We start from the raw sequence: 12,899 nt of genomic DNA, 5'->3' as shown, positions 1-12,899 counted from the left end.
CCCCCGCCTCGAACCCCGCCATCATCGCACCAAACCCGTAGGGGCTGCCCCACGTGGCTGCCCGTGCCCAGAACTGCGCCGCCGCCCGTCATCCCGGCAAAATCCCGTATTCCAGCGCCTTGCGCGTGACGGTGTTGCGATGCACGCCCAGGATCTCCGCGGCGCGGCCGATCTGGCCCTCAGCGTGGTCGAGCACCTGGCGCAGATGGAGCGCCTCCATCTCCGCAAAAGACAACGTGGGGGAGTAGCCCGGAAGCGCGATCCCCTGCGTCTCTCCGGGTGGCGTGGCGCCGAGATCCACGTGCTCCCCCAGGACCACCTCTCCCGGCGCGATCAGGACGGCCCGCTCCAGCGCGTTGCGCAGCTCGCGGATGTTGCCCGGCCAGCGATGCGACGCCAGCCGCTCCAGCGCAGCCTCGCTGATCGCGCGCACCGGGCGCCCGTACGCGCGGGCGAAGCGCGCGGCGTAGTGCAGGGCTAGCGGGCGGAGGTCGCCCGGCCTCTCGCGCAGCGGCGGAAGGTGGAGCCGCACCACGGCCAGCCGGTAGTACAGGTCCTCGCGGAAGTCGCCGGCCGCGATGAGCGCCGGAAGGTCGCGGTGCGTGGCCGTCACCACGCGCACGTCCAGCGCGATGCGCTCCTCTCCGCCCAGCCGCTCGATCTCGCGCTCCTGCACCGCGCGAAGGATCTTGGCCTGGAGGACGAGGCTCATGTCGCCGATCTCGTCCAGGAAGAGCGTCCCGCCCCCCGCGCGCTCGAAGCGGCCGATCTTGCGCGCGACCGCTCCCGTGAACGCACCCTTTTCGTGGCCGAATAGCTCGCTTTCCAGCAGGTCCTCGGGGATGGCGGCGCAATTGACCGCCACGAAGGGGCCGCCGGCGCGCGCGCTCACCCGGTGGACGGCGCGTGCGATCAGCTCCTTTCCGGTCCCGCTCTCCCCCGTCACCAGCACGGTGGCGTCGCTGGGCCCTACGCGCCCCACCGTCTTGAAGACCTCCACCAGCGCCGGGCTGCTCCCCACCACCTCGTCGTCGCCCTCGGGCACTTCGGGGAGGGGGATGGCGTCCGCGCTCCCCTCCCCCGCGCGAAGGACGCGCGCCACCTCGTCGGCACGCAGCGGCAGCGTCAGCAGCTCCGCGGCGCCCAGCGACGGCGCGGCGAGCGCCATCCGCAGCGAGGGCGCGGCGGCGGCGAGGACCAGGGCACCCGTCTTCGGCTCGCGCGCCACGCGCCGGATCAGCTCGTCGTCTTCGGCGATCAGGTCGAGCGAGAGGATCGTGGCGGTCCACGGGCCTTCCGCCAGCGCGCGCAGTCCGGCCGCCAGCGTCGCTTCGGCGCGCGCCTCACCCGCCAGCGCGCGCACCGCATCCGGCAGCGCGACCCCGATCGCCAGGAGGCGTATCTCCGCCATGCCGCCTTTTGCAAAATGTGACGAACGCCCGTTCCGATCTGCTGCAAATTGTAGCGTCGCAGACCCTTCAACGAAAGGGCGAAGAGCAAAAATCCAGCATCCATGCGGGTTTCTTCTGCGGCACTGCCCCTGCCTTACCAGTTCCCGACGCCGACGAGCGGCGGACCACGAGAACGGACAACCGGGGGAGGCTACGATGAACGGCAAGGGACTGTGGATCGCGGCGGCGGCAGTGGCGCTGAGTGCATGCGAGAACACCGCGGGTCCGGGCGACGACGCGCGGATGGAGGTGGCGGCGGTCGGGGAGGATGCAAGCGCGGCGCGGAGCGTGTCGCCGGCCGAGTCCGGCGCGCGGTCGCAGCAGTCGAGCGCTTCGGGGACGGTGAGCTTCGACGCTCGCGTGTACGTGCAGACGTCGGCGGGCGCGTGGCTGGAGCTGACGGACGGCGCCGCGGAGTCGGTGTCGGTGGATGCGGCGGGGCAGAGCGAATCCCGCGCGTTCGCGTCGGAGCGGGTCGAGGCCGGCAGCTACAGCCGGGTGCGCGTGGTGTTCGAAGACGTGGACGCGCAGGTGAACGGCTCCATCCAGATCGGCACCGGGCTGCTTTCCGGGGCGGTGTCGGTGGACCTGCAGAGCGACAATCAGGTGGTGGTGGAGCGCGAGGTGAACGTGACCGCGAAGACGGCAGCCACCACGCGGCTCCTGGTGAACCTCAACGCGGACGCGTGGCTCAACCGCGCCAACGCGCAGACGAAGACGGTGGGCGAGGCGGAGTTCGCCTCGGCCGTGGCGGTGACGGCGCGCTGAAGCGCCTCTCAACTCTTTTTGACGGAGATCTGACGATGAAGCTCGTGATGACGATGGCCGCCGTGGCGGCCCTGGCGATCCCCGCCGCCCTTGCGGCGCAGGTGGAAACGAAGGCGACGGTGGGCGCGCGGGCCGGCATTGATGCGCCTGCCGCGCAGGGTGGGCTGAGCGCGGACGCGACGGTGCGCGCCACCGCCGACGCGGGGCTGCCGGACGCGCCGGTCCGCCGCGCGGTGGCGAGGTCGCGGTCCCGCGGCAACTCCGAGGCCGAGACGGCGCGGATCGCGGCGGAGGTGCAGGCGCGCCTCATCGCCTCCCGCGACGCGCTGAGCGACGAGGGAAGGCGCGTGGCGTCGAACGCGGAGATCACCGCCGGCGCCGACGCGATGGCAAAGGGCGCCACGCGCGCCGAGCTGGCCCTGCTGGCCCGCAGCGCCCCGCCCCGCCGCTCGCTGGTGGCGTCGGTGGATGCGCTCGCCCGGCTGGGCACGCGCAGCGGCGACTTCGCCCGGTCGGCGACGACCATCGCGGGACGTCTGCAGGCGGGTGCCAGCGATCCGTCGATCACCCGGCTGGGCGTGGGCGCGCAGGCCGGCGCCGGGGTCAGCACCGCGACCGGCGGCGTGCTCCGCACCGGCACTTCGGTCACCGGACGCGTGACGGGCAGCATTCTGCCCTGACCCGCTGAACGGCTGGCCTCACACAGAGACACAGAGCCACAGAGAGAACCGCAAAAGGTTTTCTCTGTGGCTTCGCTGTTCCCTCTGTGTCCTCTGTGTGATGCTTTGTTGTTTGGCGGCGCCCGTGGCCTCACATTGTCCGCCATGCGCCCCATTCTCCTGCTCGCCCTCGCAGTCTCCGCGTGCGCGCCCGATCGCGGGAACGCGCCGGTCACCGTGTCCGCGGCGGCGTCGCTGCGGGAGGTGATGGCGGAGCTGGAGGCGGAGTACGAGGCCGCGCATCCCGACGTGGAGGTGAGGACCAACTTCGGGGCATCGGGGGCGCTGCGGCAGCAGATCGAGCAGGGCGCGCCCGTGGACCTGTTCGTCTCCGCCGCGGTCGCGCCGATGGATGCGCTGGCGAAGTCGGGGCGGGTGGATGCGGCCACGAGGCGGGTGCTGGCCGGTAACGAGCTGGTGCTGATCGTTCCGGCGCGGGGCTCGCCGGTGCGCGGGTTCGCCGACCTCGCGCGGGCGGAGGTGCGGCGGGTGGCACTGGGGGCGCCCGCATCCGTGCCCGCGGGCGAGTACGCGCAGGAGACGCTGCGGGCGGCGGGAGTGCTGGACGCGGTGCGCGCGAAGGCGGTCTACGCGCAGGACGTGCGGCAGGTGCTCGCCTTCGTATCCTCCGGCAACGCGGATGCTGGGATCGTCTACCGCACCGACGCGGCGGTGACGAAGCGCGTACGTGTCGCCGCGGTGGCGCCTGCGGGATCGCATCGGGCCATCGTGTACCCCGTCGCGATCGTGACGGGCGGGCCGAACACGGAAGGTGCGCACGCCTACCTCGCGTTCCTCCTGGGTCCTGCGGGACGCGCGGCGCTGCGGCGGCGCGGGTTCCGGGTGGAGGGGTGAGCGTGTTCGACTGGTCGCCGGTCTGGCTCTCGCTGCGGGTGGCGCTTTCCGCGCTCGCCATCGTCGTCGTCCTAGGGACGCTGGCGGCGCGCTGGACGGCGCGCCACGCCTTCCCCGGGCGCGACGTGGTGGACGGCCTCTTCCTCCTCCCCCTCGTGCTCCCGCCCGTGGTGACCGGCTTCGCGCTCCTGGTGCTCCTGGGGCGCAACGGTCCCGTGGGGCGCTTCCTGGAGTCGGCGTTCGGCGTGCGCGTCGTCTTCACCATCCACGCGGCGATCCTGGCGGCGGCGGTGGTCGCCTTTCCGCTGATGTACCAGAGCGCCAAGGCCGCCTTCCAGTCCGTCGATCCACGGCTGGAGGACGCCGCGCGCACGCTGGGGGCCGGAGAGGCGCGCGTCTTTCTCGCCGTCACCCTACCGCTCGCGTGGCCCGGTGTCGTCGCGGGGATGGCGCTCGCGTTCGCCCGCTCGCTCGGCGAGTTCGGCGCGACGGCGATGGTGGCCGGCAACATCCCCGGCGAGACGACGACGGTGCCGCTCGCCATCTACTTCCTGGCGGACGCGGGGGAGCTGAGGACGGCGGGGCTGTACGCGCTGGGGATCAGCGCGCTCAGCATGATCCTGGTGGTGGGGCTCAACGTGTGGACGCGCCGGCGCACCCCGCGCTGGCAGCGCAGGGCGGGGCGGTAGCGGTGCTAGAAGTCCGCGCGGCCAGGCGGCTCCCGGAGTTCACGCTGGAGGTGGACTTCCAGGTGCGCGACGAAGTGCTCGTCCTCTTTGGCCCATCGGGCGCGGGGAAGACGATGACGCTGCGCCTGGTGGCCGGCCTGGAGCGCCCCGACGCGGGAGAGATCCGGCTCGGCGGACGCGTGCTGGTGTCGCGAGAGGCGCGCGTGTGGGTGCCGCCACGCGAGCGCCGCTGCGGCCTCGTCTTCCAGGACTCCGCCCTCTTCCCGCACCTCACCGTCTCCGGCAACGTCCTCTTCGGCGCGCGCTCCTCCGGCGCGAGAGCGCGCCTTCCGCGCCTCCTGGAATCCTTTCATCTCACCCACCTGGCCGCCCGATACCCCTCTGAGCTCTCCGGCGGCGAGACGCAGCGCGTGGCGCTCGCCCGCGCCCTGATGGCCGAGCCCGAGGCGCTCCTCCTGGACGAGCCCTTTACATCACTCGACGAGGACGCGCGCCGCATCGCGCAGGACGAGGTGCTGGCGGCGCACGCGGAGTGGCGCATCCCCTTCGTCTTCGTCACCCACGACCGCGCCGAGGCCGAGCGCATGGGGGATCGCATCCTCTTTCTGCGCGACGGGCGGCAGGTGGGAGAGGAGCGAAGGTAGGACCGGGCCCCCTCCCCCGCTCGTCACCTCGCGGCCCCTCCCCCAAAAACCACCTGGGGGAGGGGCGTGCGCATGGATCCGCGCCCCGGGCTCTTCGGGTTCTGGCGATTGGAAGGGGACAGCGTGGACAGGGGACGTGCTGATTCTGGGCTGTCCACGCCGCACATATTCAGCCACCCTCCCGACAAAGTGGCCGCCCGCCGAAGCCGCTGCGGGAGGCCCACTTAGCGCGTCCACGGCAGGGGCAAAGTGTCGCAAGTGCGCGCCCCGTGCACTTTTACGAGGTGCGTCAGGACCCTTGATTCGGATTTTCTTCGGTATTATACATCATTCAGCAGGACACGCCGAGTGAGCACCTGGACCGCAGCATGGAGGGAGCTGAGATGGATTTCCAGAGGACGCGGGACCCGCACGAAGCCAACATCCAGCACCTCCGCGACACGGCATCCGCGCGGGTGGAGGGGACGTCGCTGCGGCGCGTGGCGCGGGAGATCGGGATGAGCCCCACGGGGCTCAAGAAGTTCCTCCTGGGAACGGCGCCGTACTCGCCCACCCTGCGGAGGCTGCGCAAGTGGTACCTGCAGTACGGCGGCACGCACCCGGGCTCCGTGGGAGAGGAGGAGGTGGGCCACGCGCTTGCCCTCCTCACGCAGGACCTGCACCCCGGCGCGCGTCTCCAGACCACGGACCAGGTGCTGGAGTCGCTGGCCCGCGGCTACGACGCCAGCGGCCGCGAGCGCCCGCGCTGGGTCTCCGAGCTGCGCACCGGCTACCGCGCCCAGCGCTCGGCCTGACACCGGCACAGCGGCGCAGAGGCACGGAGAACCGCGAGGTTTCCGTGCCTCTGGCTGGGCACTGGGGGGCCGGCGAGTGAACTCGCTGCAACAACAGCACAAAGTCCGCCTTCGCGGACTCGGGGGCGAGCTCTGCGCGGGCGGCGGGATTTCGGCGCGGTCAGGAGCGGCCGCGCGAAAATCCCGTAGGGGCAGCCCCGCGTGGCTGTCCGTGCCGTGAGGTTGCGCCGAGGCCCGCTTCCAGGAGCGAATGATTTCGCCGCTGGAAAAACACGAAGTCCGCCTCCGCGGACTCCGGGTCCAATCTCGCGTTTCTGGAGCCGGCTTCAGCCGCCTTCCCGTGGTTCCAGCCGGGGGATTCATCCCCCGGTGACCCGGGACCAGCCCCCACCATCCGGCCCGCCCTACAACCCCCGCTCGTACACCCGGTACGTCTTGTACAGCTCGAATCCCACTTTCTCCAGCGCCTGGCGCATCAGGAAGTTGTCCTCCAGAATCCATGACGCCTCGCCCTTGTTGTACCCGCGCTCGCCGGCCGCCTGAAAGGTGCGCAGGTACATCGCGGCGCCTATGCCGGACGACTTCTGGTATTCGGGGCGCAGGCCCAGCGTCATGATGCGCGCGGAACCGATCTTCCGCTTGTGCCAGAGGAACTTGAGGAAGCCGAAGGGGAAGAGCTTGCCGTCGGGGACGTGCCGGATCGCCTCGTTCAGGTTGGGCAGGGAGATGGCGAAGCCCACCGGAACCCCCTCCTTCTCCGCGACGATGCAGAGCGCCGGGTCCACGACGGACTTCAGGTCCTTGGCCATGTACGCGAACTCCTCCGGCGTCATCGGCACGAACCCCCAGTTGCGCGCCCAGGCGGAGTTGTAGATCTCCTCGATGATCGCCACCTCTTCCGGAAGGCGGCGCATGTCCATCGAGCGCAGGGTGACCCCTTCGCGCCGCGTCATCCGCTCCACCCCGCGCACCAGCCGCTCCGGCGGGATGGGGCTGCCGATCCAGTAGGCGAGCAGGTCCTTGGCCTTCTCCAGCCCCGCCCCCTCCAGCAGCGCGCCGTAATAGGGCGGGTTGTGCGACATCGCGACCGTGGGCGGCGTATCGAAGCCGTCCACCAGCACGCCGGGCGAGGAGATCTCCTCGTTGGTGGAGAGGTTCACGGGGCCGCGCATCGTCTCCATCCCGCGCGCCTTGAGCCACCCCGCGGCCGCGTCGGCGAGCGCGCGGGCCACACGGGGATCGTCCACCGACTCGAAGAGCCCGAAGAAGCCTACGCGGTCCTCGTGGAACTCGTTGTGGCGGTGGTTGACGATGGCCGCGATGCGCCCGACCGTCTCCGCGCCGCGCTCGGCGACGAAGTAGGCGACGTCCGCGTGCTGGTGGAAGGGATGCTTTGCGCGGTCCAGCGCCGGCTCCAAAGCAACACGAAGCGGCGGCACCCAGTGGGCGTCGCCTGCGTTGGCCGTCCAGGCGAAGTCGATGAAGGGGCGAAGCGACTCGCCCCGCGGGACCTCACGGACCCGCAGGGCGGTGGACGAAGCGGCGGAGACGGCGGCCGTCATGACGATCGAAGGTTTTTAGCGGAGCCCTAGCTGGCGCCCCACGCGGCCGAAGGCGTCCAGCACGAAGTCCAGCTGGTCGGTGGTGTGCGTCGCCATCACCGAGGTGCGCAGCCGGCACGAGTGCTCGGGCACGGCGGGCGGGAGCACCGGGTTGGTGAAGACCCCCGCATCGAACAGCGCGCGCCAGAAGACGAAGGTCTGCTCGATGTTCCCCGAAGCCACGGGGATGATCGGCGTCTCCGAGGTCGCGGTGTCGAAGCCCAGCGACTGCAGGCCGCCGCGCAGGTAGTCGGCGTTCTCCCAGAGGCGGGCGCGGCGCTCCGGCTCGCGCGCCATCACGTCCAGGCAGGCCAGCACCGTGGCCACCGCGGAGGGCGGCATGCTGGCGCTGAAGATGAGCGGGCGCGCGTGGTGGCGCAGGTAATGGATGACGTTCTCCGGCCCCGCCACCGCCCCGCCGATGGATGCGAACGACTTGGAAAAGGTGACCATGGTGAGGTCCACCCGCTCCTGCATTCCGAAGTGCTCGGCCGTGCCGCCGCCGTTGGGCCCCAGCACGCCCACGGAGTGCGCGTCGTCCACCATCAGCCGCGCCCCGAACTCCTCCACCACGTCCGCCACGGCGGGGAGGTTGACGATGTTCCCCTCCATGGAGAAGACGCCGTCCGTCACCACCAGCGCGCCGTTGGCGCCCGCGTTGCGCTCCAGCGCGCGGCGCAGCCCCTTGATGTCGCCGTGCGGGTAGCGCACCAGGTCGCCGGCGGCCAGTTGCGCGCCATCCACCAGCGAGGCGTGGTTGAGCCGGTCCTGCACCACCACGCTGCCGCGCGTCACCAGCGCCGAGATGACGCCCAGGTTGGTCTGGTAGCCGGTGCTGAAGACGATCGCCGCCTCGGCGCCCATCAGGGCCGCCAGGCGGTGCTCCAGCTCCACGTGCAGATCCAGGGTGCCGTTCAGGAAGCGGCTCCCCGTGCAGCCGGTGCCGTAGCGGTACAGCGCCTCGCGCGCGCGCTCCAGCACGTACGGCTCGTGCGTGAGCCCCAGGTAGTTGTTGGAGCCCACCATGACCTTGCGCTCGCCGCGGATCACCACCTCCGTATCCTCCGAGGCCTCGATGGCCTGGAAGTACGGATAGAGGCCGCGCCCCATCATCTCGCGCGCCGCGGTGTAGCGGCTGCACTTGTCGAAGAGGTCCGCCATGCGCCGCGAGGTCGTCGCCACAGTAGCCATCAAAGCCATCCCTGAGTTCGGTACCACCGGGCCGTCTCGGCCAGACCCCGGCCCAGCGGCATCGCTTCGTCGGCCGAGAGGAGAGCTTCGGAGCCGGAGAGGTCGCACTCCCACGCCTCCGCCAGCACCTCCTCCGCCTTTTCGCGGTTGAACACCCCCGCCCCGCCCCAGCGCCCCGCCAGCGTCCCCGCCGCCCGGAAGAGCGCGGGAGATATTGGGATGCGCAGCGGAGTCGTGTCCAGCGCCGCGCCGATCCCGTCCAGCAGCTCCCCGAAGGGGTGGGCACGCGGCCCCGCCACGGCGTACGTCCCGGGAGCCACGTCGGCGGCGCGGGCGATGGCGCGCACCAGGTCCGCCACGTACACAAGCTGGGCACGCCGGGCCGCCCCCGCGGGGAGCGGGGCCAGGCGTCGCTTCACCAGCTTGAAGAGGGGGAGAAAGGAGGCACGGTCGCCGGGACCGTACACGGCGGGTACTCGCAGCACCACCACCTCCACCCCCTGCCCCTCCGCCGCGCGGACTTCGGCCTCGCCGGCCAGCTTGCTCCGGCCGTACGCCGAGATGGGCGCGGGCGTTTCGTCGATGCGGCGGGGGCGGCCGTCCACCGCGGGTCCGCAAGCGGCATACGAGCTTGCGTACACCAGGCGCCGCGGCTTCGCACCAGCCCGCAATACCCCGGTGACCACATTTCGGGTCCCTTCGGTGTTGGCGCGGCGGAACGCCGCCTCGGAGGGGGCCGTGGTGGCGCCGGCCAGGTGGAAGACCGTGTCCGCCCCGTCCGCGGCCGCCGCGATGGCGTCCGTGGCGTCCAGGTCGCCGGTGGCGAGCTCGGCTCCCAGGGCGCGCAGGGCGGCCGTGTGGCTGGTGGGGCGGACCAGTGCGCGGACCTTCCACCCCTGCTGCGCGAGGTAGCTGGCCAGGTGCCCGCCCACGAAGCCGGTGGCCCCGGTGATCAGCGCGATTCGGCTCATGGATGACCGGTGAAGATGCGCGCGCGCCGGCCGAAATGCAACGATTTCGGCCGTGGGTATAACAAAAGAGGACCGGGCATTCACGCCCTGATCCTCTCGCTGGCCGTCGTTCGGCAGGGCCGGAAGCTAGGGCAGGTGTGCGGGAAAGTCAACGACGCGGCTGACACTACGGACGGAACGCCACACGCGGGTTGAGCCCCGGATCTTCGGCCGCATGATGGAGAGCTCTGCGGATGTTAGCTAAGGGCTGTTGAAATGGTGTCTCAAGGGTCGTCGGCAATGCTCCCGGGGCAGAATCAGGGGGCTTGTGTCGTATTGCTACCTCGAGTACCATTTCCGCCACAGGTAACCCTTTCGCAACCTGCACCCGCATGGCCCTTGATGGACGCTCTCTTACCTTGGGCAGATCGTTGGGGCAACCTAGCGGGCGTCGCGGACCTTTTCCTTTCTATTATAGGATTCGCCGCGACGTTATATGGCCTTTGGCGCGCAACGACAGCCGCCCAAGCTGCAGAACGCGCGGCGACAGGAGCTAGGGAGGCGCTTCTGCGCTCTGGCAATATCGCGGAACTTGCCACGGTTATGAGTGTGATGGAGGAAATCAAGCGACTTCACCGCATCGGAGCTTGGCCGTTGTTATTAGATCGTTACTCGATACTTCGGCGGTCGTTGATATCGATCCGTTCATCCAGCCCGAGCCTTGGGGACGAGGACACAAAGACGCTTCAGGGCGCGATCCGCCATTTTGCAGCGATCGAACAAGCTGTCGAGAAGGCATTGGACACAGGGGGTGCTCCTACTAACGTGCCGAAGTTGAATAAGATTGTTTCTCAGCAGATTGACTTACTAGAAGAGTTGCTCACCTCACTCCGAACCGCTACAGGAGCCTAGGACATGCCGGATAAGCGAGTGCAGCTCCTAAAGAACCTCCTCCGAAAGTCGGAGGAGGGGAGCGTCAGCTGGGAACCAACTGCACATGAAAACGAATTTCAAGCGAACTTCACAGGCTACACGCTGACCATCAGCCAGCGCCGCGGTGAAAGTGGCAGTTTGGATGAGGTAGTTTCTATCTACAACGCTGATGGAGTCCTAGTGGAGGAGTTCGACGATACTGAACTCACTAGCGTAGAGGGGTTCCAGCCGTTCCTGACGATGCATCGTATTCACGAGTTAGCACGCCGTTATGCCATGGGTGCTGAACAGGCGCTGGATGCGCTTCTCAGTGAGCTTTCGGACGATCTACCATTCTAGGTGGCACATCTACTCGACGAGAATTGCTGTGCCTTGGGGGGGAACGCCGCCTGCGCTCGAGGAAATCTCTGTTCGCCGGCCTCATCACCATCAGAAGCGCGGTGAGGTTTCTATCCTTTCTCAAGCGCGCGGAGTTGGCCTGAGTGATGTCGCCGCTGTATGCAATCTAAGCAGAACGCCCCGCCATCATTAAGCATGTAGCCACGGCTTTGCCAAAAACCGGATGCACACCACGGGTGCTGCAAAGCTGACGGCAGCTGCGAGAGCGCACCGAAAGAGATCGTCTCGTGCGACCGTGTGGCTCTAAGGTTTCTACCAGTTCCCACACTGGCACGAAGATGAACGTGGTTAGATTGGGGGAGCGTTATTTTCCCGTGTACCTCTTATGAACCGCGGAAATCCCGAGTAGGCGCAGCCGGATCAGACCCTGTTCGCGCGCAGCTCGTCGAGCGGATAGTGGGTGCCGCGCCACTCGATGCCGCGGTGGATCAGGGCGTAGAGCGTGGCGTTCCAGACGATCACGATGAACAGGAGGCTCGCGACGGGGACCGCGATGCCGCCCCAGACCGGCGCCCGCTGCTCGCGCGCGGCGCCGCCGAACAGGCCCAGGATCATCGCGACCGAGAATGCGTAGATCCAGCGCGTGGGGCCCGCGGTCAGGAAGAGGGCGATGAAGGGGAAGATCATGAAAGCCAGCTGCGTCAGCGTGGCGAAGATCACCATCGAGACACGGTAGTCGAGGCCCGCGAAGCCGTTCTTCCGCAGCCCGCGCACCGCCTCGGGAATGCTGCGGTACCATTCCACCGAGACGTGGCTCACCGCGACCAGGAAGTCCTGCCGTTGGCCGTTCTTCTTCATCAGCTTCCCAAGCTTCATGTCGTCGTCCGGCCGCATGGCGATGGCGCGGTGGGTGCCGATGCTTCGGTACGACGGCGCGCGCACCAGGTTGAATGCGCCGATCCCGATGTGGCTGGGGGAGCGGGGGTCGCGCGCCTTCCACGGGCGCGAGAAGAGGAGGAAGCAGATCCCAAACAGCACGCCGAACGCCTGCAGCAGGAAGCCGGGCATGTCGATGCGCGGCGCCATCGTAAGGTGGTCCAGGCGCTCGCGTTCCATGTAGCTCGCCGCCAGGCGCACGGTATCCGGCGCCATCACGACGTCCGCGTCGGTGAAGAGGATCAGCTCGCCGCCCGCCTCCGCGGCGCCGAGCTCCAGGGCGTGGTTCTTCCCCAGCCAGCCGGCCGGGAGCTCGCGCACGTGAACCACGCGCAGGCGCGGATCGGCGGCGGCCATGCGGTCCAGGATCTCGCCCGTGCGGTCGGCGGAGCGGTCGTCCACCACCACCAGCTCGATATCGGCGAGGTCCTGGGCCAGGATGGAGCCCATCGCCTCCTCCACGTCGCGCTCCTCGTCGCGCGCGGCCACCACCACCGAGACCAGCGGGAGCTCGGCCTGGGGGAGGGGCTCCACCGCGGCGAGGTAGCGCAGCTTCCCGCGCCCGCGCAGCAGCTCCGCCGCCACCAGGAGGAAGGACGCCGCCGTCACCACGGACAGCCAGAAGAGAAAAGTGCTCATCACGCTCCAAGAGGGTTCACACGCCGGCGGCGGTGAGTCTAGCGGGGGCGCGGCGGCGCGGCCAGCCGTGACGGGCGCGGAGCTTGCTACCCAGGGGACTTACGGAAAGGCGCAAACAAGGGAGGCAGCGTGGCCGACATCGACGTGGAGCGGGACAGAGGTAGCGTGTGGCCGTGGGTGATCGGGGGGCTCGCGGTGCTGCTGCTCGCCGTGGCGCTCTGGAGCTTGCTGAGCGGGGGCGGCGGGGAGGTGCGCGTCCGCGAGGCCACGCCGGAGACGGTGCCCGCGGCGGGAAGCTGAGCGGGCCGCTTGTCTGGCGCCGGGGAGACGCTATATTCCCCCGAAATCGCGTGCGGGCCCGCCGGGGCCCGGCACGGCCACGGCGTCGGC

14 protein-coding genes are annotated in these 12,899 nt (G+C 69.5%); 9 read left to right on the top strand and 5 right to left on the bottom strand.

Annotated features, from left to right (window positions below; all coding sequences use genetic code 11):
- Positions 1-88 precede the first annotated feature (88 nt).
- Positions 89-1,411 carry a sigma-54 dependent transcriptional regulator gene (locus VF584_11340; GenBank protein ID HEX8210761.1) on the bottom strand — a complete coding sequence of 441 codons (1,323 nt, stop codon included), beginning with the start codon at positions 1,409-1,411 and terminating at the stop codon, positions 89-91.
- Between the two features lie 196 nt (positions 1,412-1,607).
- Between VF584_11340 and VF584_11335 the strand changes: the two genes are divergently transcribed.
- The 6 genes from VF584_11335 (at position 1,608) to VF584_11310 (ending at position 5,920) form a co-directional block, all read left to right on the top strand.
- Positions 1,608-2,219 carry a hypothetical protein gene (locus VF584_11335; GenBank protein HEX8210760.1) on the top strand — a complete coding sequence of 204 codons (612 nt, stop codon included), beginning with the start codon at positions 1,608-1,610 and terminating at the stop codon, positions 2,217-2,219.
- Between the two features lie 35 nt (positions 2,220-2,254).
- Complete coding sequence (locus VF584_11330; protein ID HEX8210759.1) at positions 2,255-2,899, top strand: hypothetical protein; 645 nt, start codon at positions 2,255-2,257, stop codon at positions 2,897-2,899.
- Between the two features lie 144 nt (positions 2,900-3,043).
- Entirely contained in the window at positions 3,044-3,793 is a 750-nt protein-coding gene (gene modA / locus VF584_11325; protein ID HEX8210758.1) for a molybdate ABC transporter substrate-binding protein, read from the top strand.
- Positions 3,790-4,482 (top strand): molybdate ABC transporter permease subunit, encoded by a 693-nt coding sequence (modB, locus tag VF584_11320; GenBank protein HEX8210757.1) that lies wholly within the window; start codon positions 3,790-3,792, stop codon positions 4,480-4,482. The genes modA and modB overlap by 4 nt, the downstream gene beginning before the upstream one ends.
- The gene (locus VF584_11315; protein ID HEX8210756.1) at positions 4,434-5,126 is read left to right on the top strand and encodes an ATP-binding cassette domain-containing protein; all 693 of its coding nucleotides are present in this window, start codon (positions 4,434-4,436) and stop codon (positions 5,124-5,126) included. Before modB ends, VF584_11315 begins: the two co-directional genes overlap by 49 nt.
- A gap of 383 nt (positions 5,127-5,509) precedes the next feature.
- Complete coding sequence (locus tag VF584_11310) at positions 5,510-5,920, top strand: hypothetical protein (protein ID HEX8210755.1); 411 nt, start codon at positions 5,510-5,512, stop codon at positions 5,918-5,920.
- Positions 5,921-6,324: 404 nt separating this feature from the next.
- On the opposite strand, the gene VF584_11305 is transcribed toward VF584_11310, so the two are convergent.
- The 3 genes from VF584_11305 to VF584_11295 are packed head-to-tail and all read right to left on the bottom strand — an operon-like array spanning position 6,325 to position 9,683.
- Positions 6,325-7,482 carry a hypothetical protein gene (locus tag VF584_11305; GenBank protein HEX8210754.1) on the bottom strand — a complete coding sequence of 386 codons (1,158 nt, stop codon included), beginning with the start codon at positions 7,480-7,482 and terminating at the stop codon, positions 6,325-6,327.
- Positions 7,483-7,497: 15 nt separating this feature from the next.
- Positions 7,498-8,712 (bottom strand): aminotransferase class I/II-fold pyridoxal phosphate-dependent enzyme, encoded by a 1,215-nt coding sequence (locus tag VF584_11300; GenBank protein HEX8210753.1) that lies wholly within the window; start codon positions 8,710-8,712, stop codon positions 7,498-7,500.
- The gene (locus tag VF584_11295; GenBank protein HEX8210752.1) at positions 8,712-9,683 is read right to left on the bottom strand and encodes an NAD-dependent epimerase/dehydratase family protein; all 972 of its coding nucleotides are present in this window, start codon (positions 9,681-9,683) and stop codon (positions 8,712-8,714) included. Before VF584_11295 ends, VF584_11300 begins: the two co-directional genes overlap by 1 nt.
- A 378-nt stretch (positions 9,684-10,061) precedes the next feature.
- Between VF584_11295 and VF584_11290 the strand changes: the two genes are divergently transcribed.
- The gene (locus VF584_11290) at positions 10,062-10,574 is read left to right on the top strand and encodes a hypothetical protein (GenBank protein HEX8210751.1); all 513 of its coding nucleotides are present in this window, start codon (positions 10,062-10,064) and stop codon (positions 10,572-10,574) included.
- 3 nt (positions 10,575-10,577) lie between these two features.
- A complete protein-coding gene (locus VF584_11285) occupies positions 10,578-10,934 on the top strand; it encodes a hypothetical protein (GenBank protein HEX8210750.1) in 357 nt (118 codons plus the stop codon).
- Between the two features lie 420 nt (positions 10,935-11,354).
- On the opposite strand, the gene VF584_11280 is transcribed toward VF584_11285, so the two are convergent.
- A complete protein-coding gene (locus VF584_11280; protein ID HEX8210749.1) occupies positions 11,355-12,509 on the bottom strand; it encodes a glycosyltransferase family 2 protein in 1,155 nt (384 codons plus the stop codon).
- A gap of 129 nt (positions 12,510-12,638) precedes the next feature.
- Between VF584_11280 and VF584_11275 the strand changes: the two genes are divergently transcribed.
- Positions 12,639-12,809 carry a hypothetical protein gene (locus VF584_11275; protein HEX8210748.1) on the top strand — a complete coding sequence of 57 codons (171 nt, stop codon included), beginning with the start codon at positions 12,639-12,641 and terminating at the stop codon, positions 12,807-12,809.
- The last annotated feature ends 90 nt before the right edge of the window (positions 12,810-12,899 follow it).

Source organism: Longimicrobium sp. (assembly GCA_036389135.1).
Taxonomy (GTDB): domain Bacteria; phylum Gemmatimonadota; class Gemmatimonadetes; order Longimicrobiales; family Longimicrobiaceae; genus Longimicrobium.
This window is presented reverse-complemented; position numbering and strand designations above follow the sequence as displayed.

Bases quoted from the DNA above. Each gene is read 5' to 3' on its own strand.
- VF584_11340 (HEX8210761.1), bottom strand. From the start codon at position 1,411: ATGGCGGAGATACGCCTCCTGGCGATCGGGGTCGCGCTGCCGGATGCG.
- VF584_11335 (HEX8210760.1), top strand. From the start codon at position 1,608: ATGAACGGCAAGGGACTGTGGATCGCGGCGGCGGCAGTGGCGCTGAGT.
- VF584_11330 (HEX8210759.1), top strand. From the start codon at position 2,255: ATGAAGCTCGTGATGACGATGGCCGCCGTGGCGGCCCTGGCGATCCCC.
- modA (HEX8210758.1), top strand. From the start codon at position 3,044: ATGCGCCCCATTCTCCTGCTCGCCCTCGCAGTCTCCGCGTGCGCGCCC.
- VF584_11310 (HEX8210755.1), top strand. From the start codon at position 5,510: ATGGATTTCCAGAGGACGCGGGACCCGCACGAAGCCAACATCCAGCAC.
- VF584_11305 (HEX8210754.1), bottom strand. From the start codon at position 7,482: ATGACGGCCGCCGTCTCCGCCGCTTCGTCCACCGCCCTGCGGGTCCGT.
- VF584_11300 (HEX8210753.1), bottom strand. From the start codon at position 8,712: ATGGCTACTGTGGCGACGACCTCGCGGCGCATGGCGGACCTCTTCGAC.
- VF584_11295 (HEX8210752.1), bottom strand. From the start codon at position 9,683: ATGAGCCGAATCGCGCTGATCACCGGGGCCACCGGCTTCGTGGGCGGG.
- VF584_11285 (HEX8210750.1), top strand. From the start codon at position 10,578: ATGCCGGATAAGCGAGTGCAGCTCCTAAAGAACCTCCTCCGAAAGTCG.
- VF584_11280 (HEX8210749.1), bottom strand. From the start codon at position 12,509: ATGAGCACTTTTCTCTTCTGGCTGTCCGTGGTGACGGCGGCGTCCTTC.